Annotated in this window: 23 protein-coding genes; 12 read left to right on the top strand and 11 right to left on the bottom strand. The window is 73.8% G+C overall.

All coding sequences use genetic code 11. The features are described from left to right. Positions 1-126: 126 nt before the first annotated feature. Positions 127-2,049 carry an endonuclease/exonuclease/phosphatase family protein gene (locus ABZ780_RS11675; protein ID WP_357485750.1) on the top strand — a complete coding sequence of 641 codons (1,923 nt, stop codon included), beginning with the start codon at positions 127-129 and terminating at the stop codon, positions 2,047-2,049. A 71-nt stretch (positions 2,050-2,120) separates the two neighbouring features. On the opposite strand, the gene ABZ780_RS11670 is transcribed toward ABZ780_RS11675, so the two are convergent. From ABZ780_RS11670 to cofC, 5 genes are read right to left on the bottom strand one after another with little or no spacing between them, the layout of a single operon-like run. Then, entirely contained in the window at positions 2,121-2,999 is an 879-nt protein-coding gene (locus ABZ780_RS11670; protein WP_357011443.1) for an NUDIX hydrolase, read from the bottom strand. After that, positions 2,987-4,507, bottom strand: a complete 1,521-nt coding sequence (locus ABZ780_RS11665; RefSeq protein WP_357485749.1) for a CYTH and CHAD domain-containing protein — start codon at positions 4,505-4,507, stop codon at positions 2,987-2,989. Before ABZ780_RS11665 ends, ABZ780_RS11670 begins: the two co-directional genes overlap by 13 nt. Positions 4,508-4,531: 24 nt before the next feature. Further along, positions 4,532-6,865 (bottom strand): RNA degradosome polyphosphate kinase, encoded by a 2,334-nt coding sequence (locus ABZ780_RS11660; RefSeq protein ID WP_357011447.1) that lies wholly within the window; start codon positions 6,863-6,865, stop codon positions 4,532-4,534. A 54-nt stretch (positions 6,866-6,919) separates the two neighbouring features. Then, complete coding sequence (locus tag ABZ780_RS11655) at positions 6,920-7,117, bottom strand: cold-shock protein (protein WP_151489789.1); 198 nt, start codon at positions 7,115-7,117, stop codon at positions 6,920-6,922. A 22-nt stretch (positions 7,118-7,139) separates the two neighbouring features. After that, a complete protein-coding gene (gene cofC, locus ABZ780_RS11650) occupies positions 7,140-7,787 on the bottom strand; it encodes a 2-phospho-L-lactate guanylyltransferase (RefSeq protein ID WP_357485747.1) in 648 nt (215 codons plus the stop codon). Positions 7,788-7,913: 126 nt separating this feature from the next. Between cofC and ABZ780_RS11645 the strand changes: the two genes are divergently transcribed. The 5 genes from ABZ780_RS11645 to ABZ780_RS11625 all read left to right on the top strand — a co-directional run bounded on the left by ABZ780_RS11645 (position 7,914) and on the right by ABZ780_RS11625 (position 13,035). After that, positions 7,914-8,654 (top strand): lysophospholipid acyltransferase family protein, encoded by a 741-nt coding sequence (locus ABZ780_RS11645; RefSeq protein ID WP_357485746.1) that lies wholly within the window; start codon positions 7,914-7,916, stop codon positions 8,652-8,654. Then, positions 8,651-9,658 (top strand): NAD(P)H-dependent glycerol-3-phosphate dehydrogenase, encoded by a 1,008-nt coding sequence (locus tag ABZ780_RS11640; RefSeq protein ID WP_357485745.1) that lies wholly within the window; start codon positions 8,651-8,653, stop codon positions 9,656-9,658. The genes ABZ780_RS11645 and ABZ780_RS11640 overlap by 4 nt, the downstream gene beginning before the upstream one ends. Before the next feature lie 7 nt (positions 9,659-9,665). Continuing rightward, positions 9,666-10,769, top strand: a complete 1,104-nt coding sequence (locus tag ABZ780_RS11635) for a cystathionine gamma-lyase (RefSeq protein WP_357485743.1) — start codon at positions 9,666-9,668, stop codon at positions 10,767-10,769. 34 nt (positions 10,770-10,803) lie between these two features. Next, positions 10,804-11,592: a putative protein N(5)-glutamine methyltransferase gene (locus tag ABZ780_RS11630; protein WP_357485741.1), complete on the top strand. Its 789-nt coding sequence runs from the start codon at positions 10,804-10,806 to the stop codon at positions 11,590-11,592. A gap of 393 nt (positions 11,593-11,985) precedes the next feature. Next, complete coding sequence (locus ABZ780_RS11625) at positions 11,986-13,035, top strand: ROK family protein (RefSeq protein ID WP_357485740.1); 1,050 nt, start codon at positions 11,986-11,988, stop codon at positions 13,033-13,035. A 167-nt stretch (positions 13,036-13,202) separates the two neighbouring features. Here ABZ780_RS11625 and ABZ780_RS11620 read toward each other — a convergent pair whose 3' ends face one another. Further along, positions 13,203-13,403, bottom strand: a complete 201-nt coding sequence (locus ABZ780_RS11620) for a DUF397 domain-containing protein (protein WP_357011461.1) — start codon at positions 13,401-13,403, stop codon at positions 13,203-13,205. A 5-nt stretch (positions 13,404-13,408) separates the two neighbouring features. Continuing rightward, positions 13,409-14,254 (bottom strand): helix-turn-helix transcriptional regulator, encoded by an 846-nt coding sequence (locus ABZ780_RS11615; RefSeq protein ID WP_357011463.1) that lies wholly within the window; start codon positions 14,252-14,254, stop codon positions 13,409-13,411. 277 nt (positions 14,255-14,531) lie between these two features. Here ABZ780_RS11615 and ABZ780_RS11610 point away from each other — a divergent pair, with 277 nt between their 5' ends. Both ABZ780_RS11610 and ABZ780_RS11605 read left to right on the top strand, forming a co-directional pair. Beyond that, the gene (locus tag ABZ780_RS11610; protein WP_357011465.1) at positions 14,532-14,750 is read left to right on the top strand and encodes a hypothetical protein; all 219 of its coding nucleotides are present in this window, start codon (positions 14,532-14,534) and stop codon (positions 14,748-14,750) included. 162 nt (positions 14,751-14,912) lie between these two features. Then, positions 14,913-16,013: a D-alanine--D-alanine ligase family protein gene (locus ABZ780_RS11605; protein WP_357011467.1), complete on the top strand. Its 1,101-nt coding sequence runs from the start codon at positions 14,913-14,915 to the stop codon at positions 16,011-16,013. A gap of 179 nt (positions 16,014-16,192) precedes the next feature. Here the strand turns inward: ABZ780_RS11605 and ABZ780_RS11600 are convergent, their stop codons facing one another. Together ABZ780_RS11600 and ABZ780_RS11595 are read right to left on the bottom strand one after the other, a co-directional pair. Beyond that, positions 16,193-16,885 carry a DUF3515 family protein gene (locus ABZ780_RS11600; RefSeq protein ID WP_357485738.1) on the bottom strand — a complete coding sequence of 231 codons (693 nt, stop codon included), beginning with the start codon at positions 16,883-16,885 and terminating at the stop codon, positions 16,193-16,195. Next, positions 16,886-17,119 (bottom strand): Lrp/AsnC ligand binding domain-containing protein, encoded by a 234-nt coding sequence (locus ABZ780_RS11595; RefSeq protein WP_357011471.1) that lies wholly within the window; start codon positions 17,117-17,119, stop codon positions 16,886-16,888. A gap of 96 nt (positions 17,120-17,215) precedes the next feature. Here ABZ780_RS11595 and ABZ780_RS11590 point away from each other — a divergent pair, with 96 nt between their 5' ends. Both ABZ780_RS11590 and ABZ780_RS11585 read left to right on the top strand, forming a co-directional pair. After that, the gene (locus ABZ780_RS11590; protein ID WP_357011473.1) at positions 17,216-18,205 is read left to right on the top strand and encodes a thiamine-phosphate kinase; all 990 of its coding nucleotides are present in this window, start codon (positions 17,216-17,218) and stop codon (positions 18,203-18,205) included. Between the two features lie 29 nt (positions 18,206-18,234). Next, a complete protein-coding gene (locus ABZ780_RS11585; RefSeq protein ID WP_357011475.1) occupies positions 18,235-18,696 on the top strand; it encodes a GNAT family N-acetyltransferase in 462 nt (153 codons plus the stop codon). A gap of 103 nt (positions 18,697-18,799) precedes the next feature. Here the strand turns inward: ABZ780_RS11585 and rpmB are convergent, their stop codons facing one another. Next, on the bottom strand, positions 18,800-18,991 hold the full coding sequence (gene rpmB, locus ABZ780_RS11580) for a 50S ribosomal protein L28 (protein WP_007456456.1): 192 nt from the start codon (positions 18,989-18,991) through the stop codon (positions 18,800-18,802). A gap of 281 nt (positions 18,992-19,272) precedes the next feature. Here rpmB and ABZ780_RS11575 point away from each other — a divergent pair, with 281 nt between their 5' ends. Both ABZ780_RS11575 and recG read left to right on the top strand, forming a co-directional pair. Further along, entirely contained in the window at positions 19,273-20,886 is a 1,614-nt protein-coding gene (locus tag ABZ780_RS11575; protein WP_357011477.1) for a DAK2 domain-containing protein, read from the top strand. Further along, positions 20,883-23,081, top strand: coding sequence for an ATP-dependent DNA helicase RecG (gene recG / locus ABZ780_RS11570; RefSeq protein WP_357011479.1), 2,199 nt, complete (start codon positions 20,883-20,885; stop codon positions 23,079-23,081). Before ABZ780_RS11575 ends, recG begins: the two co-directional genes overlap by 4 nt. A 318-nt stretch (positions 23,082-23,399) precedes the next feature. On the opposite strand, the gene ABZ780_RS11565 is transcribed toward recG, so the two are convergent. Beyond that, complete coding sequence (locus ABZ780_RS11565) at positions 23,400-24,428, bottom strand: LPXTG cell wall anchor domain-containing protein (protein WP_357011481.1); 1,029 nt, start codon at positions 24,426-24,428, stop codon at positions 23,400-23,402. Positions 24,429-24,669 lie beyond the last annotated feature (241 nt).

Raw genomic sequence — 24,669 nt, 5'->3', positions numbered from 1 at the left:
ACAGGGCGTCCACCCGCGCGGTGGGCGCCCTTTGGGCGTACCGGGGCCGTTGACCCGCCCGCCGTGGACGCGCAGAATCGCCGTGCCGGCCCCCTCTGCCGGCCCGCCGACGGAAATGGGGCGCCGGTGCGCTACCGCCAGCTCACCACCGGATCGCTCGCGCTGGGCGTCATTCTGCTCATCGACGTGCTGCGCGTCTGGCTGCCCGGCATCATCACGATCTTCGGTCAGGCCGCGTCCACCCCGGCCGAGCTGATGGGCGCGTTCGCCCTCGGCTGGTTCGTCCTGGCGGCGGCCGCACCGGCGCTGGTCCGCCGGGTGGGCGCCCGTCCCGTCACCATCACGGCGGCCGTCCTGCTGGCCGCCGCCCGGCTCGCGCTCACCAGCACTCCAGGCGGGCGTCCACAGCTCTGGTTGGCCACCGCCGGGCTGCTCGCCGGGCTGGTCTGGTTGGTGGGCGTCGCCGGCGACACCGACCGACCGGTGCCGGGGCTGGCCCTGGGGCTGGCGGTCAACGCGGCCGTACACGCGCTGCTGGACACCTACGACCTCACCTGGCGGGGTGGCTGGGTGGCCTGGCTGCTCAGCGCCGTCGCGGTCACGCTGTTCCTGGCCGGTACGGCGTTGAAGGGCGCGCCACCCGGCCCCGACGGCGCCCGGTCCTGGCTGCTGGCCGGGCCGGTGCTGCTGCTGGCCGGCATGGTGGCCCTCTCCCCGGCACTCGCCCAGACCGGGATGTCGTACCTGGTGGCCGGTGACGGCGTCGCCCGCTCGCCGCTGTTCGGCCTGGCGCCGGTGCCGGTGGCCGTCGCCGGTTTCCTGCTGGCGGCGCTGACCGGTCCGCCCCGACGGCGGTGGGGGCGACCGCTCGGGCCGGCGGCCCTGCTGTCGGGCGCGGTGCTCTTCGCCCTCGACCGGGGTGATCTGCTCGTTCCGGCCATCCTGCTCACCGCCGTCGGCCTCGGTGCCTGCCTCGCTCTCACCGACGCGGTGAGCCGACCCGACACGGCCGTCGGTGCGGGCGCGGCGGATGCCCTACGGGCGGCGGCCCGCCGGGGGTACGCGGTCGTCGCCGGAATGCTCGTCTTCGTGCTGGCGGCGGTCGGTTACTACTCCGCCTACGACCTCGGCTACCCCAACGGCGCGGTGCCGGTGCTGGTCGCCGGGCTGGTCGCCGTCGTGGCGCTCGCGGCCCGTCCCGTCGCGGCGCGGCCCCCGACCGACCACCGGCCCGCCGGGTCGCTGGCGCCACTGCCGACCACGGCCCTGGTCACCGCGCTGGCTCTGCTGGCACCGCTGTTCGCCGACCGGGTGGCGGTGGCCAGCAACCGGGATGGGCCGCCGGACCGGCTGAGGGTGGTGGCGTACAACATCCGGATGGGTTTCGGCCTGGACGGCCGGTTCGACCTGGCCGGGCTGACCGCCGCAATCGACCGGCAGCGGCCCGACGTGGTGCTGCTCAGCGAGGTGGACCGGGGCTGGCTGCTCAACGGCGGCCACGACACCCTGGACCTGCTCTCCGACCGCCTCGACATGCCGTACGTGTTCGGGCCGGCCGCCGACCCCGTCTGGGGCGACGCGGTGCTCAGCCGTTGGCCGCTCACGGATCCGCGGTCCCTCCCACTGCCGGCCGTCGGTGCGCCCACGGGCGCTCAGGCCCTCGCCGTCACCCTGGACCTCGGCGACGGCGTCCGTCTCGCCGTGGTCAGCACGCACCTGCAACCGCCGCCCGACACGGGCCCGGTGGTCCAGGCCCGCGCGGTCGCCGACTTCGCCACCGGGTACGCGGCCGGCCGACCGCTGGTGGTGGCCGGTGACCTGAACACCGAGCCGGGCGACGAGGCGTTCGGGCAGTTCACCTCGGCCGGTCTCGTCGACGCGATGGCGGCCGCCCGACCGCTGGCGACCAGCCCGGCCGACGATCCGCGCCAGCAGATCGACCACGTCTTCGTCTCGCCCGGCGTGACCCCGACCGACCCGGTCGCGCCGCGTGGCACGGCCAGCGATCACCTGCCGGTCGCGGTGACCCTCACCCTGCCGCCCCGCTGACCGCCCGACAGACGTTGATCCACACCGGATCGGCGGCCTCGGGGCATCCAGGCCGCCCGGCGGGGCGTCGGTTACAGGCGGTCGGTGGCGAGCAGCCGGTCACCGCTGAAGGCGAGCAGCCAGCCGCCGCCCTTCGGAGTGGTGAAATCGTCGTCGGCGCGGCCGGTGAGCTGCTCCAACGCGCCCGGCAGCACCTTGCCCTGGCCGCACACCGCCACCTGCCCGCCCGCGCAGGCGAGCGCCAGCAACTGGGCGGCGGTGGCGAGCACCCGCTCGTCGTGCTGTTGGCCTGGCTGAGGCTCGTCCAGATCGCCGCAGATCTCGATCGGCAGGTCGAGTAGTGCGGCGGCCGGGTCCAGGGTCTGTACGCAGCGACGCGGCGACGCCGACACCAACCGGGCCGGCCGGACCAGGGCGATCAGCGCGGCGAGGGCGTACGCCTGGGTCCACCCCTCGTCGTCGAGCGGGCGGGCGGTGTCCGGGCCGGTCCAGGTGGCCCGCTTGCCGGCGTGCGCGTGCCGGACCAGCGCGACGGTGGCCGTAACCGGTGGCAGCGCGGCGAACGCGGCCAGCACCTCGGCGTCGTGCGGGTAGCTGACCAGCCGGATCGCGTCGTCCACGGCGAGCCACCGCACGTCGTCCACCTCGGTGTCGGGCTGGAAACCGCCGCTGGCGACCGTACGCATCGACCAGTAGTCGACCAGCTTGTCCTGCCCCTCGCTGCGGTAGCGCACCGACGGCAGCCGTACCTGCGGCACGCCGCGTACGTCGGCCTCCTCGGCCACCTCGCGGACGGCCGCGACCATCGGATGCTCGCCCGGCTCCAGCTTGCCCTTGGGCAGCGTCCAGTCCCCGTGGCGGGGGCGGTGCACGACGCACACCCGTACGCCGTCGGCGGTGGGACGCCAGCAGACCCCGCCGGCGGCTCGGATGCCCGTCACGGCAGCCATCTGGTCCGCCGTCGCCGGGTGGCCCGGTGCCACGCGGCGGGGAACCTGGCCCGCATCCGGTGGACCGTCTCGCGTTCCCGCTCGGCAAGCCGCCCGGCGGTGACCGCCAACTCGTGGTCGTCCGGTCGGTCGGCGGCGAGGCCGAGCCAGGTGTCCGCGGCCACCGCCGCGTCCTGGTGCTCGCCGAGCACGTCCTGCACCCGGGCCAGCGCGCGGGACAGCCGGCGCGCGCCCCCGCTGACCGCCGGGAGGACCGCGTTTACCGCGTACCGGGCCTGCTTGGCTTCCTTGCGCACCCCGTGCCAGCGGTCGTCGGGCGCCAGCGGGTCGAGCCCGTCGACGCCGTCCGGGCCGGTGAGCCGTTTCCACGGGCGGGCCACCAGCGCGGGCAGCGTCCGCGCTGCCGGCTCGGACGCCCGGCGGGTGAGCCGGGGCGCGCGGGCGGCCAGCACCAGGGCGTCCACCAGGGCCAGGTAACGCGGGGAGCGCAGCGCCTCGTCGATGGCGGCGAGCGCCTGCCGCTGCCGTTCGGCGAGCGCGTCGTCCAGCCGGCCCACCGCGCCCTGGTCGAGCGAGCTGAGCGGGTCGGCGGCCGCGGTGCGTCGCAGTCGGTCGCGCAGCACCTCGGCGTCGCGGGCCGCGCCGAGCACGCCGGCCAGCCAGCGCAGCTCCGCGCGCAGCGGACGGGACCACGACCTGCGGACCAGCGGCGTGAAGGTACGCAGGTCGCTGCGGAGCCGTCGGGAGGCCACCCGCATCTGGTGCACGGCGGTGTCACCGCCACCGGCCGACGCGCGCAGTCGCACCAGCGGGTCGTGCGTCAGCAGGCGGCGTACCTCCTTGCGGACCACCTCGGTGACCACCTCGCCGGCGCTCGGGTCGGTCGTCAGCTCGCCCGGCGCGACCAGGTCGGGCTCGGCCTGGGCCGCCGAGCCCAGCGCCCGTACGTGTTTCGGGGTGAAGGAGCCGCCCCGGGCGCCGGCCTCGGCCAGCACGCCGCCGATCCGGTCCAGCAGCTCGCGGTCGCCGGCCTTGAGCTCCACCTCCAGCTCGCGGAACGCGCCGGTGGCCGCACCGGCGTCGTCGCCCACGGTCACCCGGTCGTCCACCACCTCGGCGAGCACCGCGCCGGCCCTGTCGCACACCTCGTGCGCGTGCCGGATCGTCCGCACCACCGTCACCGGCGCCAGTGGCGCGCCCCGGTGCAGCGCGGTGACCAGCTCCACCAGCTCCGGCGGCGGCTGCCCGACCGGCCCGGGGCGGGAAATCTCGTGCCGGACGCCCGGGGTGCCGGTGGGCAGCTTCACCGTCCACGGCAGTTCGTCGCCCTCGCGGTGCCGCAGTGAGGCACCGGCGCGGGCCAGCCGCAGGTCGACCGTGTCGAGGTAGCGGGCGACGAGCGTCGCCGGTGGCAGCGCCCGGACCCGACCACCGGCCGGGGCCACGGCGGACAGGTCCGGCAGCACGTAGGTGTCGTCCACCTCGTACTTCAGCTCCTCCTCGACCATCAGCTCAGCCTATGCCGCGATCGGTCAGCCGGCGGTGCCACCGACGCGTCGCAGCAACAGTTCCTGTAGATGCACCCGGGCCCCCTCGTCGTCGGCCGCGCGCCGGGTCCAGGTGCCGTCGCCGGCCAGTTCGAACGCGTCCACGTCCGGGCTCATCGCGGCGGTCAGCACGTGGTCCAGTTCGGCGCGGGCGATCGGGTCGCTCACCTGCACCAGCGCCTCCACCCGACGGTCCAGGTTGCGGTGCATCAGGTCCGCCGAGCCCATCCAGAACTCGGCCTCGCCGTTGTTGCCGAAACGGAAGACCCGGGAGTGCTCCAGGAACCGGCCGAGGATCGAGCGGACCCGGATGTTCTCCGACAGCCCCGGCACCCCCGGACGCAGCGTGCACATGCCCCGGATGAGCAGGTCGACGTGGACGCCGGCCCGGGAGGCCCGGTAGAGCGCGTCGGTGATGCCCTCGTCGACCAAGGAGTTGACCTTGAACTGGACCAGGCCAGGCATGCCGAGTCGGACGTGGGCGATCTCCCGCTCGATCCGCTCGATGAGGCCGCTGCGGATGCCCTGCGGGGCGACCAACAGCCGCCGGTACGCGGTCTGCCGGCTGTACCCGGTGAGCACGTTGAACAGGTCGGTGAGGTCCGCGCCGATCTCCGGGTCGGCGGTGAGCATGCCGAAGTCCTCGTACAGCCGGGCGGTCTTCGGGTGGTAGTTGCCGGTGCCGATGTGGCAGTACCGGCGGATCTGGTTGCCCTCCTGCCGGACCACCAACGCGGTCTTGCAGTGCGTCTTCAGGCCGACCAGGCCGTACACCACATGGCAGCCGGCGCGTTCCAGGGTGCGCGCCCAACCGATGTTGGCCACCTCGTCGAAGCGGGCCTTCACCTCCACCAGCACCACCACCTGCTTGCCGGCGGCCGCCGCGTCAACCAGCGCGTCGACGATCGGCGAGTCACCGCTGGTGCGGTAGAGGGTCTGCTTGATGGCCAGCACGTTCTCATCGGCGGCGGCCTGCTCGATGAAGCGCTGCACGCTGGTGGCGAACGAGTGGTACGGGTGGTGCACCAGGATGTCCCCGTCGCGCAGGGTGGAGAAGACGCTGCGCGGCACCTCGCCCTCGGCGAGCCGCGGATGGGTGGCCGGCACGAACGGCGGGTCCTTCAGATCCGGGCGGTCGGCCTCGCCGTACACCTGCCACAGCGCCGAGAGGTCCAGCAGGCCGGGCACCCGCAACACGTCCTGGTCGTCCATGTCCAGCTCACGGACGAGCAGCTCCAGCATGTGGTCGGAGATCGACGCGGCGACCTCCAACCGGACGGGCGGGCCGAAACGCCGACGGGCCAGCTCCCGTTCCAGCGCCTGGAGCAGGTCCTCGTCGCGGTCCTCGTCGACCTCCACCTCGGCGTTGCGGGTGACCCGGAACAGGTGGCACTCGACCACCTGCATGCCGCTGAACAGCTGACCCAGGTGCACCGAGATCAGGTCCTCCACCGGCAGCATCCGTACGCCCGGCTGGTCCCGGTCCACCCGGACGAAGCGGGGCACGTTGTTGGGCACCTTCACCCGGGCGAACAGCTCGGAACCGCCGTCCGGGTCGCGGACCGCGACGGCGAGGTTCAGCGAACGCCCGGAGATGTACGGGAACGGGTGTGCCGGGTCGACCGCGAGCGGGGTCAGCACCGGGAAGATGTGCTCCCGGAAGTAGGTGCGCAGCCGTTCCCGCTCCGGGTCGCCCAGCTCGCCCCAGCGCAGGATGCGGATGCCCTCGTCGGCCAGCTTGGGCAGCACGTCGTCGACGAAGCAGGCGGCGTGCCGGGCGACCAGCTCGGCGGCCCGCTCGGCGATCAGGTCCAGCTGCGTACGCAGGGGCAGCCGGTCCCCACCACGGACCGGCAGACCGGCGGAGAGTCGCCGCTTCAGCCCGGCGACCCGCACCATGTAGAACTCGTCGAGGTTGCTGGCGAAGATGGCGAGGAACTTGGCCCGCTCCAGCAGCGGGGTGCGCGGGTCCTCGCCGAGGGTGAGCACCCGGGCGTTGAAGTCGAGCCAGGAGAGCTCCCGGTTGAGGAACCGGTCCTCCGGCAGCGGGGGAGCGGGGGGTTCGTCCTCCCCGCCGGTGGCGGTCAGGGCGGCGCCGGCCGCCGGGCCATCCGTCTCGGTGGGCGGGGCGGCGGATTCGAGGACCTCGTCGAGCCCGGAGGAGGCCGCGCCCGGATCGTCGGCGAGCGTGTCCGCGCGGGCGGCGCCGGCCCGCTCGGCCCGCGACGGGCCGAAGCGGCCGTCGGTGCCACGGATGCGGGTGCCGTTGCGGGGATCGGTGGTGGACGGGCTGGTCGGGTGCTCGCGAGGGGTGCTCACCCGCTCATAATCACCCGATTCCGGTTAACGCAAAATGAACTTGGCCTCGCCGGCTCAGATCATCGTCGGCAATGTCACCCGGACAACCTCGCCGTCGGGATCGGTGTCGATGTGCAGCCGCTGACCGAGCCGGAGCAGCCGCAACCCGGAGGCGTCGAAGGCCCGAGCGGGGAAACGCAGCTCGGTGCCGTCGTCGAGCAGCAGCACCCCACTGCGTGTCGCCGCGTCATAGCTGGCCACCGTGCCCTGCATGCTGGCACCGTACACCCAGGGGTCAGCTCGCGGAGCGCGCCCGGCAGCCGGCCGCCAGCAGCGCGGCGGTGCGCGGCCCCAGGCCGAGCCGGGCGGCGGTGGCCAGGTCGCCGGCGGTGTCCACGTCCCGGCGCAGGCTGGGCCAGTCGCCGGTCAGCGGCAGGGCGCCGCTCGCCGTGTGCGCCACCGCCGAGCCCACTCCGAACCGTGGGTCAAGATCAACGCCAGGTGGCGCGGCGAGCAGCACCGTGCCGGTGCCGGGCGCGTCCGCCACGAACCGGCGTACCCCGTCGTGGCCGGTCCGGGCCGCGAGCAGCGCGCCGGCAAGCTCGGCCGGGCGCAGCGCCGGCAGGTCGGCGGTGAGCCCGGCCACCCACCCGCTGCCGGTGTGTGCCGCGCCGTGCCGGAAGGCGGCGTTCAGGCCGGCGTCCGGCTGGTCGGGAAGCACCCGCGCCCCGGCGGCGCGGGCCGCCGCCGCCACGCGGGCGTCGTCGGTGACCACCAGGGCCTCGGCGACCGCCGGGCAGGCCAGCACCGCGCGGAGCGTGTCGGCCGCCAGCGCCAGTGCCAGTTCCTCATGGGGTACGCCGGACAGCGCGCCCCGCAGCCGGCTCTTGGCCGCCGACAGACGCTTCACCGGCACCACCACGGCCCACCTCGGCTGACTCACGCCCGCAATCCTGCCAGCAGGGCGGCGGGACCCTCCCTGGCCGTACCGGGGGCGAGCAGGCATGATTTCGGCTGCGGGTGTCGTGGGCCGGACCCGTGGCGGTTCGGGGCGCGACGAGGAGGCACAGTGGCACGGCGGAGGCTGGGGTTCTGGCAACGGTTCGCCGTGGTGCTGGTCAAACCGGTGATGCTCGTGTGGACCCGACGGACGTGGCGGGGCGGCGAGCACCTCGGCCGGGACGGCGACGGCGTGATCATCGTGGCGAACCACATCTCGCACGCCGACCCACTGGTCTCCGCGCACTTCATCTACGACTCGGGCCGGTGGCCGCAGTACCTGGGCAAGGCCAGCGTGTTCCGGGTGCCGCTGGTCGGTTGGATCCTGCGCCGGTGCCGGCAGATCCCGGTGGAGCGGGGCAGCGTGGACGCGGTGCGCTCGCTGGACGCGCTGGTCGCCGCACTGGACGACGGCGGCGCGGTCGTGATCTACCCGGAGGGCACCACCACCAAACAGCCCGACCTGTGGCCCATGAAGGCCAAGACCGGCGCGGCCCGGCTGGCGCTGGCCACCGGCGCGCCCGTGGTGCCGCTGGTGATGTGGGGGCCGGAGCGGATCTTCGACCCGCGGACCAACCGGCTGAACCCCCGCCCCCGGATCCCGGTTACCGTGGTCGCCGGCGAACCGGTCGACCTGACCCGGTGGGCGGGCGCCGAGCCGAACCGGGCCACCCTCGAAGAGATGACGGACGCCATCATGTTGCGGCTGCGGGACATGCTCGCCGAGATACGGGGCGGAACACCGCCGCCGCTGTGGGAACGACCCGTCCGGCCCTCCGCCGAGCGCCAGCAGCAGGGGGGTGTCGCGTGAGCGGCCACGTCGCGGTTCTCGGTGCCGGCTCCTGGGGCACCGCGTTCGCCAAGATCCTCGCCGACGCGGGGCGGGACGTCACGGTGTGGGCACGACGCGCACCGGTGGCGCAGAGCATCCGCACCGAGCGTCGCAACCCGGAGTACCTGCCGGACCTGCTGCTGCCGGCCCGGGTCACCGCCACCGCAGACGCCGTCGAGGCGATCACCGGCGCCGAGCTGGTGGTGCTGGCCGTGCCGGCGCAGACCCTGCGCGGCAACCTCGCCGAGTGGTCCGGGCACCTGCACCCGGACGCCACCCTGGTGTCGCTGATGAAGGGCATCGAACTCGGCACCACCAAGCGGATGAGCGAGGTCATCGTCGAGACCGCCGGGGTCGCCGCGGACCGGGTGGTGGTGGTCTCCGGCCCGAACCTGGCCCCGGAGATCGCCGCCGAGCAGCCGGCCGCCACGGTGGTCGCCGGAACGAACACCCATCGCACCACCCTCGTGCAGTCGTCGATCCGGACGCCCTACCTGCGTCCGTACACCAACGACGACGTGATCGGCTGCGAGCTGGGCGGCGCGGTCAAGAACGTCATCGCGCTGTCGTACGGCATCGCCACCGCGATGGGCTTCGGCGACAACACCCGGGCCATGTTGATGACCCGCGGGCTGGCCGAGACGGCCCGCCTGGGCGTGGCGCTCGGCGCGGACCCGATCACCTTCGCCGGCCTGGCGGGCATGGGCGACCTGGTCGCCTCCTGCTCGTCCCCGCTGGCCCGCAACCGCACCTTCGGCGAGCACCTGGGCCGGGGTGAGACCCTGGAGCAGGCGCAGACCGCGACCCGGCAGACCGCCGAGGGCGTGAAGAGCTGCCTGGCGATCCGCGACCTGGCCCGCGCGCACGGCGTGGAGATGCCGATCACCGAGCACGTCGAGCGGATCTGCCACGAGGGTATGGACCCGCGGCTCGCCGTGGAGGCCCTGATGAGCCGGACCGCCAAGCCCGAATCGTACGAGTGAGGATCCGATGACCGATCTGGGAGACGGCACCCGCTCCGTACGCGCGGGGTTGCCCGAGCCGACACCGGGGGATCCGTTCCTGCCGGGGCCGGTCTTCGCCGCGCCGTACCACCTCGACCCGTGGCAGGGCCAGGGCTCGTCACCGAACGGCTACGGCCGTCCCGACAATCCGACCCGGCGCCTGCTGGAAGCCGCGGTGGGCGAGTTGGAGGGCGGTGACTGCCGGGTCTTCGCCACCGGCCAGGCCGCCATCACTGGCCTGCTGCTCACCCTGCTGCGCCCGGGGGACACCGTCGTGCTGCCCGCCGACGGATACTTCCCCGTCCGGGCGTTCGCCACCGACGTCCTGGAGACGATCGGTGTCCGGGTGCTCTTCGTGCCGACCGTCGGGCCGTACCCGTCGCTGGAGGGCGTCCGCCTGGTGCTGGTGGAGACCCCGGCCAACCCCGGCCTGGACGTGGTCGACGTGACCGCCCTGGCCGAGCGTGCACACGCCGCCGGCGCGCTGCTCGCGGTGGACAACACCACCGCCACCCCGCTCGGTCAGCGCCCGCTGGACCTCGGCGCCGACCTGGTGGTCGCGTCCGGCACCAAGGCGCTCACCGGCCACTCCGACCTGCTGCTGGGCTACCTGGCCAGCCGGTCCGCCGAGCTGGTGGAGGCGGTGACGGCCTGGCGTACGGTCACCGGCGCGGTGCCGGGGGCGTTCGACGCCTGGCTGGCACACCGGTCGCTGGGCACCCTCGACCTGCGGCTGGCCCGGCAGAGCGCGAACGCCGCAGCGGTCACCGAGCTGCTGGCCGGCCGGCCGGACGTGACCGGCCTGCGCTGGCCGGGGCGGCCGGAGGACCCGGCGTACCCGGTGGCGTCGGCGCAGATGCGCCGCATGCCCGGCGTGGTCTCGTTCGACCTGGGCGACGCCGACCGGGTGGGTCGCTTCATCGCCGCCGCCCGGCTGGTGGCGGCTGCCACCTCCTTCGGTGGCCTGCACACCACCGCCGACCGGCGGGCGCAGTGGGGCGACGACACCTCGCCCGGCTTCGTCCGGCTCTCCTGCGGTGTGGAGGACACGGCCGACCTGGTGGCCGACATCGCCGCCGCGCTGGGCTGAGTGGGAGCGCCGGACGTTTCCCGGAGGATCTCCCATGACACCAGCACTTCCCGCCGACCGGTCCGTCCTCGTGAGCCGGTTGCGCGCCGCCGGCTGCGTCTACGCCGAGGACGAGGCCGAACTGCTGCTCGCCGCCGCCGAGTCCCCCGCCGTGTTGGCGGAACTGACCGACCGCCGGGTGGCCGGCGAACCACTGGAACACCTGCTCGGCTGGGCGGAGTTCTGCGGTCTGCGGATCGCCGTCGACGCGGGCGTCTTCGTGCCGCGTGGCCGGACCGCCCTGCTGGTCGAGGCGGCGGCCACCGTGACCGGCGCGGCGCCGGCCGTGGTCGATCTGTGCTGCGGCTCCGGGGCCACCACTGTCGCGCTGGCGCACCGGCTCGCGCCGCGTTGGCTGGCCGCCGCCGACATCGACCCGGCCGCCGTGGCGTGCGCCCGACGCAACCTCGCCGGGCTGGCCGCCGAGGTGTTCGAGGGCGACCTGTTCGCGCCGTTGCCGCCGCGCTGGCGGGGCCAGCTGGACCTGGTGGTCGCCAACGCCCCATACGTGCCGACCGACGCGGTGGCGCTGATGCCCGCCGAGGCGCGGCTGCACGAGGCGCCGGTGGCGCTCGACGGCGGGCCGGACGGGCTCGCCGTGTTGCGCCGGGTGGCCGACGGCGCAGCCGGATGGCTGGCACCCGGCGGGCACCTGGTGGTGGAGGTCAGCCTCGGTCAGGTGGACGCGCTCTGCGCGGCCCTCGGCGCGGTCGGGCTGGAGCCGAACCTGCGGCACGACGAGGACCTGGACGCCACCGCGGTGACCGCCCGCCGTCCCGGTTGAGCCCGCCCGCCTGATCGCTCACCACCACCCCCGCGCCTGGGCCTGCCGTTCCGCAGCCCATCGCACCGGCCTGGCCCGCACTGGCTCGGCCTGGCTTGGCCCGCACTCGCCTGGCCTGGCCACGCCGGAGACCGGGGCCGCCCGTACCCCATGTCTCGCCCCCTTTGCTCTGCTTCAACCGGCGCAACACTCTGGGACCGTTTGTGTTGCGTGGGGTGAAGCAGAGCAAAGGGGGCGCGACAGCGACCTGGGCACCCGCGAAGGCGCCGTGACATAACGCCCGCTGCCCGCGAATGTCGGGGCTTGCACGTCTCCTGAGGTGGCCGGCATGGCGGGGGGAGCGGGGTTGGCACTAGCCTCGGCTCACACCCAGGACAGCGGGAGGCGGTTTCGGTGGGCAGTGCAGGGATGCCGGTGGTCGTCGGCCTGGACAACGGAGGCACCAGCAACAACGCCACCGTGCTGACCGTGGACGGCCGGTTCCTGGTGGACGGGCTGCTGGAGATCCCCAGCGAGGTGCGCGCCGGGCCGGAGGCGGCGATCGAGGCGCTGGCCCGCGCGCTGGACGGTGCGCTGGCCCACACGGGTGTGCCGCGCGAGCTGGTCCGCGCCGTCGGCCTGGACACCCCCGGTCCGGCGAGCGCCACCGGGGTCATCTCGTCGCGGGGCTCGACCAACTTCTCCCAGCCCGCGTGGCGCGGCTTCGACGTGCGGGGCGCGCTGGAGCGGCGGCTCGGCCTGCCGGTGATCTACCACAACGACGGCAACGCCGCCGCGCTCTACGCCCACCACGTGTACTTCGGCGACGAGGCGATGACCAGGTCGTCGGTCGCCGCGATCGTCGGCACCGGGCTCGGCGGTGGCGTGGTCGAGGCCGGTCGGGTGATCGCTGGCGTCGCCGGGATGGCCGGCGAACTGGGCCACGTGCACATCCCGTTGAACGGGCTGCTCGGCCCGGGGCAGCCCGAGCCGACCTGCGCCTGCGGCTTCACCGGCGACGTCGAGAGCGTCGCGTCGCTGACCGGCATCGAGCGCAACCTGCTGCCGTACTGGCTGACCCGTTATCCCGACCACCCGCTCGCCGCCGAGCCGGTGGCCCGGGCGGCGAAGCTGGTCCGGGGCTACGGCGAGCGGGGCGACGCGCTGGCCCGAGACCTGTTCACCCAGCAGGCGATGGCGCTGGGCCGCCTGTTCACCGTGGCGGCCAACTTCACCGACCCGCACGCCTACTTCGTGGGCGGCGGCGTGGTGGAGGCGGCGCCGGAGTTCCGGGACTGGTTCCTGGCGACGGTCCGCGAGCACACCGTGCTCCGGCAGGAGCAGGCGGCGCTGACCACGTTCGCCCTGGTGCCGGACCGGGACATGGCGGGCGCCCGTGGCGTGGCGATCGCCGCGCTGGAGGCGCTGCGCGCCGTGCCGGAGCCCCGCCCGCTGGTCGCCTGACGCTGGTCGGCTGCCGCTGCCCGGCCCGCTGCTGCCCGGCCCGCCGCTGCTGCCCGGCCCGCCCGCCGCTGTCGCCCGGGCCGCTGGCTGTTGCCGGCGGTCGGCTGTGGACACGCCGTGGGCCCGGCGGGGTCAGTGGCGCGCCGGGCCCGAGGTCGAGAGAGTGGTCAGCGGCGGGGTGGAGCCTGGGAGAAGGCGGCCCAGGCCGTCGGCGGGAACAGCAGGGCCGGGCCGGCCGGGTCCTTGGAGTCGCGAACGGCCACCAGTCGTGGGATCGAGGCGACCTCCACGCAGGCGCCCTCGTCGCCGCTGCGGCTGCTCTTGTGCCATGTCGCCGCGGCCAGCGCCGCGTGGATTGTCGGTGTCATGGTTCCTACCGTCCCTTCAGGAGTGACAGGAGCTGTTCGCGGCTGTCGGCGGGGCTGAGCGCCACGCTCCGCAGATGCTCCATGATCTTGGTGCAGGTACGAGTCTCGCCTGCCCGGTCGAGGATCATCTGACCGGCGACGGTCTCCACCGAGGCGATGATCGGGTCCTCCGGGTCGGCGAACTCCAGGATGTGCAGCGAGCCCCGGGTGCCCCGGTGGTAGCCGGCGGAGAGCGGGATCACCTGGACGGTGATGTTGGGCAGCTCGGCCATCTTGACCAGGTGCCGCAGTTGTCCGTCCATCACTGACTGGTCGCCGACCGGGCGCAGCAGCGCGCCCTCGTCGATGATGGCGTCGAAGATGGGTGGGTCGTCGGCGGTGAGGCGCTGCTGGCGGTCGAGCCGGGCCTTGACCCGCTGCTCCACCATGTCGTCGCCGAGGGTGTGCGGCCCGCCGCGCATCACCCCGCGGACATAGTCGGCCGTCTGCAGCAGGCCGGGCACCACCGACGGCTCGAAGTTGGCGATGGCGGTGGCCTCCGCCTCCAGGGCGATGAAGTCGATGGTGCGCGGGTCCAGCACGTACGAGTACGACACCCACCAGCCCGGTTTGCGGGCGTCCTTGGCGAGCTGCACCGCAGCGGCCACCTCGTCGGCGCCCACCCCGTACGAGGTGAGCAGGGCGCGCACGGTGGCCGGGCTGATCAGTGTCTGGGCGTTCTCGTATCGGGAGAGGGTGCTGCGGGTGCTGTTGATTTCATCCGCGGCTGTCTCCAGGGTCAGCCCGGCGGCTTCCCGGTGGTGGCGCAGGGCGATGCCGAGCCGGCGGGCGCGAGCGGTCTTCGGAGCCATGCATCGATGGTCGCACACATTTGCGGGAACGTGTGCATGAGATATCGCCGATGAGAGTTGCATTCATGGCTGTGTACGTGTCAGGCTGTCATCACGTCCTCACCGCCGGTTGTCGTGGCGACGGTGGTGGTGAGCGACCGGAGGGGATAAGGGCGCGCGGCGATCGGGTTTCTCCCCCGTACCCGATCGCCGCGTGCCGCCGCCATTTCGGTCCGCCGGAAGGAGACGACGTGCGTACCGGTCCGGAGTGCCCCGCCGTTCCCCCGGACGGCCGACGATGACCCGATTCCTGGTCGTGCTCACCGACGTGCGTCCCGTCGAGGGCATCGACCGCAACGAGCGCACCGTCCCGGAGCGGCGCCGGCAGGTGGTCGGTGCCAGCAGCCGCGAGGCCGCCGACCGCATCGCCGGGGCGTTCATGGCCCTGGGCATGGTGCGGGCCGGCCGGCAGCGGGTCAAGGTGATCGCGGTCGGCCGCCGCCACGCCCGGGACTGACCATCCCGTCACGCACCGTATAGCCTCTGTTGACCGAATGCCGTGTCGCGCCGTGGCTCACCGGGTATCGCCTCGCCCTACCGCCACGCACAGTAAGGTCAACCGGGTGAGCGCCATCGGCGAGCACGGCCAGCCGCAGTCGCGTACGAAGAGGTGACCGGAGTGACCACCCCAGGCAAGACCCGCGTGGCGATCGTCTTCGGCGGCCGTAGCCCGGAGCACGGCATCTCCTGCGTCAGCGCCGGCAGCGTGTTCGCCGCCCTCGACCCGGACGAGTACGAGGTGGTGCCGGTGGGCATCACCCGCGCCGGCCAATGGGTTCTGACCAGCGGAGATCCCGCCCAACTCGCGATCAGCGCCCGGCAGTTGCCGGAGATCACCGCCGACTCCGGCGACGACATCGTGCTGCGCGCCGACCCCACCGGCAACGGGCTGATGGTGCTCGACCCGACCGAGGGCCCCCGGGCACTGGCCGACGTGGACGTGGTCTTCCCGGTGCTGCACGGCGCGTACGGCGAGGACGGCACCATCCAGGGAATGCTGGAGATGGCCGGCATCCCGTACGTCGGTGCGAACGTGTTCGCCTCCGCCGCCGCCATGGACAAGGAGTTCACCAAGAAGCTCTGCGCGGCCGAGGGCATCCCGGTCGGCCCGTACGCGGTGCTGCGCAACGGGATGACGCTCAGCGAGCAGGACAAGGAGCGGCTCGGCCTGCCCGTCTTCGTCAAGCCGTCCCGTGCCGGGTCGTCGTTCGGCATCACCCGGGTCACCGACTGGGCGCGGCTGGACGAGGCGGTCGCCACCGCTCGGCAGTTCGACCCGAAGGTCATCATCGAGGCCGGGATCGTCGGCCGCGAGATCGAGTGCGGTGTGCTGGAGGGTGAGGCCGGCGGTGCGCCCGAGGCGTCCGTGCTGGCCGAGGTGCGGGTCGTCGCTGGCCACGACTTCTACGACTTCGAGGCGAAGTACCTCGACGACTCCTGCGAGTACGACATCCCGGCTGGTCTGCCGGAGAAGGTGACCCGCCAGGTGCAGGAGTACGCGGTCCGCGCGTTCACCGCCCTGGACTGCGCCGGCCTGGCCCGGGCCGACTTCTTCGTCACCCCCGAGCTGGACGTCTACCTCAACGAGATCAACACGATGCCCGGGTTCACGCCGACGTCGATGTTCCCGCGGATGTGGGCGGCCTCCGGCCTGGAGTACCCGAAGCTGGTCAACCGCCTGATCCGCACCGCCCAGCGGCGCGGCGTCGGTCTGCACTGACGCCACCCCGCCGCCCCGGCGGGCATCACGAGCGGCCTGGGACGGCGGGCATCACGAGCGGCCTGGGCGGTGGGCGTCACGAGCGGCCTGGGCGGTGGGCGTCACGAGCGGCCACGGCCGGTGGGCGTCACGAGCGGCTCCGGCCGGTGCGGATCGCCCGGCCGGCGGCGCGGTCAGGGTCAGCGCCGGCAGCCGGCCGGGATCTCGCCGCCGGAGGGCACCGTAGCCACGATCGTGCTGGAGATCGGCGCGGCCCACTGCAGCGGCTGCTCGTAGGAGCGCGGGACGCGTACCGCCACCGGCGTCTCCCGGTCGACGGTGGTGAGCACCGTCGCGTCTGCCTGCTCGACGGGATGCCAGCAGACCCCGTTGACCGTCCAGACCTCGTCGGTGGCCGGGATCGTCGGCTCGGCGCCCCCGCAGGCCACGGTGAGCGCCGGGTCGCCGTACGCGGCGTTCTGCTCCGGGCCGGCGGTGACCGGACGCTGGGCCAGGTCGCGGATGGTCTGCGGCAGCTGGGAGAGCAGCGCACGGCAGACCGTGGCCGGGCGGGTGGCCAGCGCCGGGGCGGCCATCTCGACCGGGGTGGTGGACTGCACCCGGGCGGTGGTCGGGGACGGGCTCGGGGCGGCGGCCGGCGTGGCCGGGGTGAGCTTCGTGAAGGCCAGCACGGCCACCAGCAGCGTGATCGGCAACGCGATCGCCGTGGCCAGCAGAGCGGCGCCCCGGATGGTCCGATCACGCCCGGCCGGCGCGTCGGCAGCCGGGTCGCCGGTCCCGCGGTTACCGTCAGCCCGCTCGGGCGTCCCGTCGGCCGCGTCGCGCGTCCCGTCGTCGTCGAGATCAGCCGAGGAGGTCGTCATCTCGTCCACTTACAGCCGCACCACCGAACACGTGAGGGTGCGGGTGATGCCGGGCACCATCTGCACCTTGCTGACGATGAGTTTGCCGAGTTCGTCGACGGTGTTCGCCTCGGTGAGGACGACCACGTCGTACGGGCCGGTGACGGCGTCGACGCGTACCACGCCGGCGATGTCCGCGATGAAACCCGCCACGTCACGTGCGCGGCCGACCTCGGTCTGGATGAGGATGTACGCCTGTACCACGACTCGACCTCCGTCCGTCGCCGCCCAGGGGCGGCCCGAAGGGTGAAACTACCTTACGGACCAGGTCTGATCCCTATCGGTGGTCAAGGAGCAGCGGTGAGCGAGCACGGCGGTGCCGGGCAGAACGGGCGGAACGCCGGCGGTGGGGCCAGCGTGGCCGGGATCGGCGAGTTCGGGCTGATCGGGCGGGTCACCGCCCGGTTGGCGATGGGCCCCACGACCCTGCTCGGCCCCGGGGACGACGCGGCGGTGGTGGCCGCACCGGACGGCCGGGTGGCGGCCTCCACGGACGTGCTGGTCGACGGCCGGCACTTCCGGCGGGACTGGTGCTCGGCGCGCGACGTCGGCCATCGGGCGGCGGCGGCCAACCTGGCCGACATCGCGGCGATGGGCGCCACCCCGACCGCCCTGCTGGTCGCCCTCTGCATGCCAGCGGATCTGGAGACGAGCTGGGCGGAGGGCCTGGCCGACGGGCTGGCCGCCGAGGCGGCCACGGTCGGCGCGAGCGTGGTCGGCGGGGACATGTCGGCCAGCCCCACCCTGACCATCGCGGTGACCGCGCTGGGTGACCTCGGCGGCCGAGCGCCGGTGGTGCGCTCGGGGGCCCGCCCCGGGGACGTGCTGGCCCTGGCCGGCCGCATCGGGTACGCGGCGGCCGGGCTGACCGTGCTCACCCGCGGCTTCCGGACACCCCGACTGCTGGTCGAGGCGTACCGGCAACCGCAGGTGCCGTACGCGGCCGGGCCGCAGGGCGCCCTGCTCGGCGCCACCTCGATGATCGACGTGTCGGACGGGTTGCTCGCCGACGTGGGGCACGTGGCCAGGGCCAGCGGGGTGGCGATCGACGTGCGCCGGGACGCGTTCGAGGTGCCCCGGCAGATGGCCGACGCCGCGCGGGCGCTCGGCGTCGACCCGTACACCTGGATCCTGGCCGGTGGCGAGGATCACGCGCTGGCCGCGACCTTCCCCCCGGCGGTGGCGTTGCCGCCGGAATGGCGGCCGATCGGCCTGGTCACGGCCGGTGCCGGGGTCACGGTCGACGGGGCGTCCTACGACGGGCCGAGGGGCTGGGACCACTTCCGGTGAGGTCCCGCGCCGGCCGTACGCTGGACACCGTGAGTGAGATCGAGATCCGGCTGGCGCGGTTCGACGCGCCGGTGGCGCAGCAGTTGATCCGGGACGCGCTGGCCGACCTCGGGGCCCGCTACGGGGGCACCGGCGACGACACCCCGGTGGCCGCCACCGAGTTCGAGCCGCCGGACGGCGCGTTCCTCATCGCCTACCTGGGCGGCGAGCCGGTCGGCTGCGGCGGCTGGCGCAGCCACGGCCCGGACACCGCGGAGTTGAAGCGGATGTACACCGCCCCGGCGGCCCGTGGACGCGGCGTCGCGCGGACGGTGCTCGCGGCCGTCGAGCGTTCGGCCCGTGAGCAGGGCCGCAAGCGGATGGTCCTGGAGTGTGGGGACCGGCAGCCCGAGGCGATCGCCATGTACACGTCAGCCGGCTACGACCGGATCCCGAACTTCGGCTTCTACAAGGACGCGGAGGGCTGTGTGTCCTTCGGCCGCGTGCTCTGAGCAGCCGAGCCGGCCCGTGCCGACCCGGGTGCGGACACGACAGAGCCGGCGGACCGCAGAGGTCCGCCGGCTGAGCCGAACGAGAAGAGTGGGTGCCGCCGCGTCAGGCGCGGGTGACCTTGCCGGCCTTGATGCACGAGGTGCAGACCTGCAACTTCTTGGTGTTGCCGCCACCGGCCGGGGTACGCACCGACTGGATGTTCGGGTTCCAGCGGCGGTTGGTCCGCCGGTGCGAGTGGGACACGTTGTGGCCGAAGCCCGGTCCCTTGCCACAGACGTCGCACACGCTAGCCACGGGATACTCCTGGGATTGAAACGTTCATGAGGTCGCCGGCAGGTGCTGCCCGGGCAACCTGGTCAGGTTACCCGATGACCCGCCGACCCGGCCAACCGGCCCGGCCGGGCGGTCGTCCGCGGCCTGGCCTGGCGGTGGGTCCGACCGCCTGGTGGCGGACCGGCCCGGCGGCAACCGTACCGGAGGGGGTCACCCCGGCCCGGAGCACCACCGGCCCGGGGTCGAACGGACACGCCCGGCGAGTCCGACGCGTGTCGGTGCGCGCCAGTAGGCTTCGGGCCGTGCTGGACACCCTCGACGCCGCCGCGGTCCGCCGCTGGTGCGCGAGCGGGCTGGCCGCGCTCAAGCGCCACCAGGGCGAGATCGACCAGCTCAACGTCTACCCGGTGCCCGACGGTGACACCGGCACCAACCTGGTGCTCACCCTCACCTCGGCCCAGCAGGCCCTCTCGATGGACCTGGACACCCTTCCCGACAGCGGCCCGACCGCGCACGGGCACGCGTTGCGGCTGATGGCCCAGGGAGCACTGCTCGGCGCGCGGGGCAACTCCGGGGTCATCCTCTCGCAGATCCTGCGCGGCTTCGCCGACGCCGTCGCCGCGGTGCCGGCGGTGCGCGGCCGGGACCTGGCCGTCGCGCTGCGGTCCGCGACCTCCGCCGCGTACGCGGCGGTCGGTCAGCCCGTGGAGGGCACCCTGCTCACCGTGGTCGCCGCGGCAGCCGCCGCAGCCGAACGGTCCGACAGCGACGACCTGCCCACGGTGGCCCGGCTCGCGGCGCGGTCGGCGGCCGAGGCGCTGGAACGCACCCCGGAGCAGTTGCCGGCCCTGGCCCGCGCCGGCGTGGTCGACGCGGGCGGCCGGGGCTTCTGCGTCCTGCTCGACGCCCTCGTCGAGGTGCTCACCGGGGAGAGCGCCGCCCGGCCCGCGCCGGCACCGCGCACCGCCCGCCCGGCCGCCGTCGTCGCACGGGAGACCGGCTCCGAGGAGTACGCCTACGAGGTGCAGTACCTGCTCGACGCACGGGCCGACGCGGTGGCCGTGCTGCGCCGGGCGCTGGCCGCGCTGGGGGATTCGCTGGTGGTGGTCGGCGACGGGCGCGAGCCGGAAGCCACCTGGAACGTGCACGTGCACGTCAACGATGTGGGCGCGGCCGTCGAGGCGGGTGTCACCGCCGGTCGCCCGTACCGGATCTCGGTGACCCGCTTCGCCGACCAGCCGGGGCCGTCCCACGGCCCGGTCGAGGACGGCCGGGCCGCCGTGGTGGTCGCCACCGGCGTGGGGATCGCCGACCTGTTCGCCACCGAGGGTGCCACCGTGGTGCCGGGTAACCCGTCCATCGGCGAGCTGCTGGACGCGGTGCGCAGCACCGGTGCGGCCCGGGTGGTGGTGCTGCCCAACGACCCGAGCACCGGGGCGGTGGCGAGCGCGGCGGCCCGCGAGGCAGACCGCTACGGCATCAAGGTGAGCGTGGTGCCGACCCGCTCGCCGGTGCAGGCCCTCGCGGCCCTCGCGGTCCGCGACGGCACCCGCCGCTTCGAGGACGACGTGATCGCGATGGCCGAGGCGGCGGGCGCCTGCCGCTACGCCGAGATCTGCCACGCCAGCCGCGACGCGTTGACCGTCGCCGGCCCGTGCCGCCCCGGGGACGTGCTGGCGCTCGTCGAGGGGGAGGTGCACCTGATCGGCACCGACCTGACCGACACCTGCGCGGCGGTCGTCGACCAGATGCTCGGCGGCGGTGGGGAGCTGGTCACCCTGCTGGCCGGGGTGGACGCGCCCGCCGGGCTCACCGACGCCGTCCGCGCGCACGTCGCGCGGCGCTGGCCGTTCGTCGAGGTGCAGGCATACCCGGGCGGCCAGCCGTTCTATCCGCTCCTGGTGGGGGTCGAATGAGTGAGCCGGCCACGGTGGACACTCCGCTGAAGAAGCTCGTCGGCGACAAGACGGCCAAGGCCCTGGCCGCCCAGCTCGACCTGCACACCGCGGGTGACCTCGTCTACCACTTCCCGCGTCGCTACGACGAGCGCGGCGAGCACACCGACATCCGCTCCCTGGACGTCGGCGAGCAGGTCACCGTGCTGGCGCAGGTGCAGCGCACCGCCGTCCGCCCGATGCGCCAGCGCCGGGGCAACCTGCTGGAGGTGACCGTCGGCGACGGCTCCGGTGGTCTGCTGACGCTTACCTTCTTCGGCAACCAGGCGTGGCGCGAGCGGGAGTTGCGTCCGGGCCGGTGGGGGCTGTTCGCCGGCAAGGTCACCGAGTTCCGGGGGAAACGGCAGCTCAACGGCCCGGAGTACGTCCTGCTCGGCGAGGGCGGCGAGGGCGAGGCGGCGGTCAGCGACGAGATCGAGGAGTTCGCCGGTGCGCTGATCCCCGTCTACCCGGCCGCCGCCGCCGTCCCGACCTGGGTGATCGCCCGCTGCGTGCGCGTCGTCCTGGACACGTTCACCCCGCCGGAGGATCCGCTGCCGGCCACCGTGCGGGCCAGCCGCAACCTGGTCGGCCTGGGCACCGCCCTGCGGGAGATCCACCGGCCGTCCAGCAAGGAGGAGCTGTACCGGGCGCGGCGGCGGCTCAAGTGGGATGAGGCGTTCGCCGTCCAGTTGACGCTGGTGCAGCGCAAGCACCGCGCCGCCGACTGGCCGGCCCGTCCCCGTCCGGCACGCGCTGGTGGGCTGCTGGACGCGTTCGACGCCCGGCTGCCGTACGAGCTGACCGGCGGGCAGCGCGACGTCGGCGTGGAGATCGCCACGGACCTGGCGGCCCCGCATCCGATGCACCGTCTGTTGCAGGGTGAGGTGGGCTCGGGCAAGACGGTGGTGGCGTTGCGGGCGATGCTTCAGGTGGTGGACGCGGGCGGGCAGGCGGCGCTGCTGGCGCCCACCGAGGTGCTGGCCGCGCAGCACTACCGGGGCATGCGCGACCTGCTCGGGCCGTTGGGGCGGGCCGGCGAGCTGGATTCCGCCGAGCACGCCACCCAGGTCGAGTTGGTGACCGGCTCGCTGGGCGCGGCGGCCCGGCGTCGGGCGCTCGGCGAGGTGGCCAGCGGCAACGCCGGCATCGTGCTCGGCACCCACGCCCTGCTCTACGAGGGGGTGGACTTCGCCGACCTGGGTCTGGTGGTGGTCGACGAGCAGCACCGGTTCGGTGTGGAGCAGCGCGACGCGTTGCGGGCCAAGGCCGCCCAGCCGCCGCACGTGCTGGTGATGACGGCCACCCCGATCCCGCGCACGGTCGCGATGACCGTCTACGGCGACCTGGAGGTGTCCACCCTCTCGCAGCTGCCCCGGGGCCGGTCACCGATCGCCTCGCACGTGGTGCCGGCCGCCGAGAAGCCGGCCTTCCTGGACCGGGCGTGGCGCCGGCTGCGCGAGGAGGTGGCCGCCGGTCACCAGGCGTACGTGGTGTGCCCGCGGATCGGCGAAGGGCCGGTCAGCGACGAGGAGCCGCCGCCGGTCGACGACAACGGGCGCCGCCCGCCCCTCGCCGTGACCGAGGTGGCCCCGCTGCTGGCCGAGGGGCCGCTGCACGGGCTACGGATCGGCGTGCTGCACGGCCGTCTGCCGGCCGACGAGAAGGACGCGGTGATGCGCTCCTTCGCCGCCGGTGACCTGGACGTGCTGGTGGCGACCACCGTCATCGAGGTCGGTGTGGACGTGCCGAACGCGACCGTGATGATCGTGCTGGACGCCGACCGGTTCGGTGTCTCGCAACTGCACCAGCTGCGGGGCCGGGTCGGCCGGGGTTCCGCCGCCGGGCTCTGCCTGCTGGTCAGCGAGGCCGCCGAGGGGTCGTCGGCGCGGGAACGGCTGGACGCGGTCGCGTCCACCAGCGACGGTTTCAAGCTCGCCGAGCTTGATCTGGAGCAGCGCCGCGAAGGTGACGTGCTGGGCGCCACCCAGTCGGGGCACCGCTCACACCTGCGGCTGCTGTCCCTGCGACGCGACGCCGACCTGATCCGCGACGCCCGCGCCGAGGCGATTGTCCTCATCGAGGAGGACCCGGAGCTGACCCGCAACCCGGCGCTTGCCGCGTCGGTCGCGGCCCTGGTCGACGAGGACCGCGCGGAGTACCTGGAAAAGGGCTGACCGCCTGCTACCGCTGGCCGCCCCTTTCGCGCCCCTCGAACGGCTTGGGGGCCGATCGTCACGGCCGCCGGGCGGCGGGCACCTCCGCCCGTCCTTTGCTCTGCTTCAACGTACGCAACAGTCGCCGTCCGCATGCCGGACGGCGACTGTTGCGTGGGGGTAAGCAGAGCAAAGGACGCGTGATGACCTGTCCCCGGTGTCGCCGCCGGTCACTGCGGTGACCGCGATCTGGAGGCGGGGGACCGCGGCCGAGCCGGAAACGCCCGAGGGCGCGTCGACCGGGTGGTCGACACGCCCTCGGGTTCAGCGCGGTTCGGTTCAGACGGTGAAGCGGAGCCGGCGACGACGCGCCATCACGAACAGGCCCGCACCGGCGGCCAGGAGCACGATGGCACCGCCAGCGATCAGGGTGGTGTTCGTGCCGGTGAGCGGCAGGCCGCCACCCTCGCCGCCGCAGTCGGTCGGCTTGACCCACTTCACGGCCTCGGCCGGGTCGCCCTCCTCGCCCTCGATGCTGGGCGTGACGGTCAGACCCTCGTACGCGTCGAAGGAGACCTCGGTCTTCTTGCCCGGGATCAGTTCGAGCTTCTTGACGACGTTCTTCTCCGAGGTGAGCAGGACGGTCTCGGTGACGCCGTCCGCCGGGTTGTCGGCGGTGATGACCAGCACGTCACAGTCGAAGACGATCTCGAACACCGGGGCGTCGGGCTCCTCCGGCACCAGCGGGCCGGTCGGCTCGCTCGGCTGCGGGGTCGGCACCGGGCTGGTCGGGACCGGCTCGGTCGGAACCGGGCTGGTCGGAACCGGCTCGGTCGGGACCGGGCTGGTCGGGACGGGGGTCGTCGGCGCCGGGCTGGAAGGCTCGGCGCTCGGCGTCACGGTCGGCGACGCCGTGGGCGTCGTCGGCGTCGGGGTGGCCGTCGGCGGCGTGGTGCAGTTCTTCTTCACATTGGCTTTGCCGATGGCGGTGTTGGTGTGCAGCCGCCCGTTGCGCAGCCACTCGGCGGTGATCTTCACCTCGAGCGCCGCACCCTTGGTGGTGTACTGCACGCCGGTCACGTTGCCCTCGGACGGCTTCGGCAGGTTGGTGCCCGCCGCGATGCCGGTGATGGCGGTGCCGGACGGGGACCACACCTTGGTGATGGTGCCGGGGAGGTCGCGCTCGCTGTTCACCACCTTCCACTCAACGCGGTACACGCCCTTCGTGTCCGTCTTGCAGGCGGTGCCGGAGACGGTCGTGTGGTGCGCGAGCGCCGGGGTGGCGAAAGTCGCTGCACCGGTGAGGCCGATCAGCGCGCCCGCGACGATGGCCGCGATGCGCCGGAACGGAGACTTGGGAGGGTTCACGCAGGCTCCTGGTAAGGGTGTACGGATCACGTGCGGGAGGCCGGGAGGCCGAACGACCGGGTGGGTCGTCTGCTCACTGGGGTGTCGCGCGACGTGGTTCTGCTCCCATGCGAGACGGGAACAGAGGGTGACTGTACTGACGACTCATGAATGAGGGGGGTTCAGATCATTGCCGTTAGGCAACTTGGCTGATTCGTGATCATTGATGAGCGGTGGGTGTTGTTCTGGTCACTGCTGGATC

It is taken from the genome of Micromonospora sp. NPDC047467 (assembly GCF_040643095.1).
Classification (GTDB): domain Bacteria; phylum Actinomycetota; class Actinomycetes; order Mycobacteriales; family Micromonosporaceae; genus Micromonospora.
This window is presented reverse-complemented; position numbering and strand designations above follow the sequence as displayed.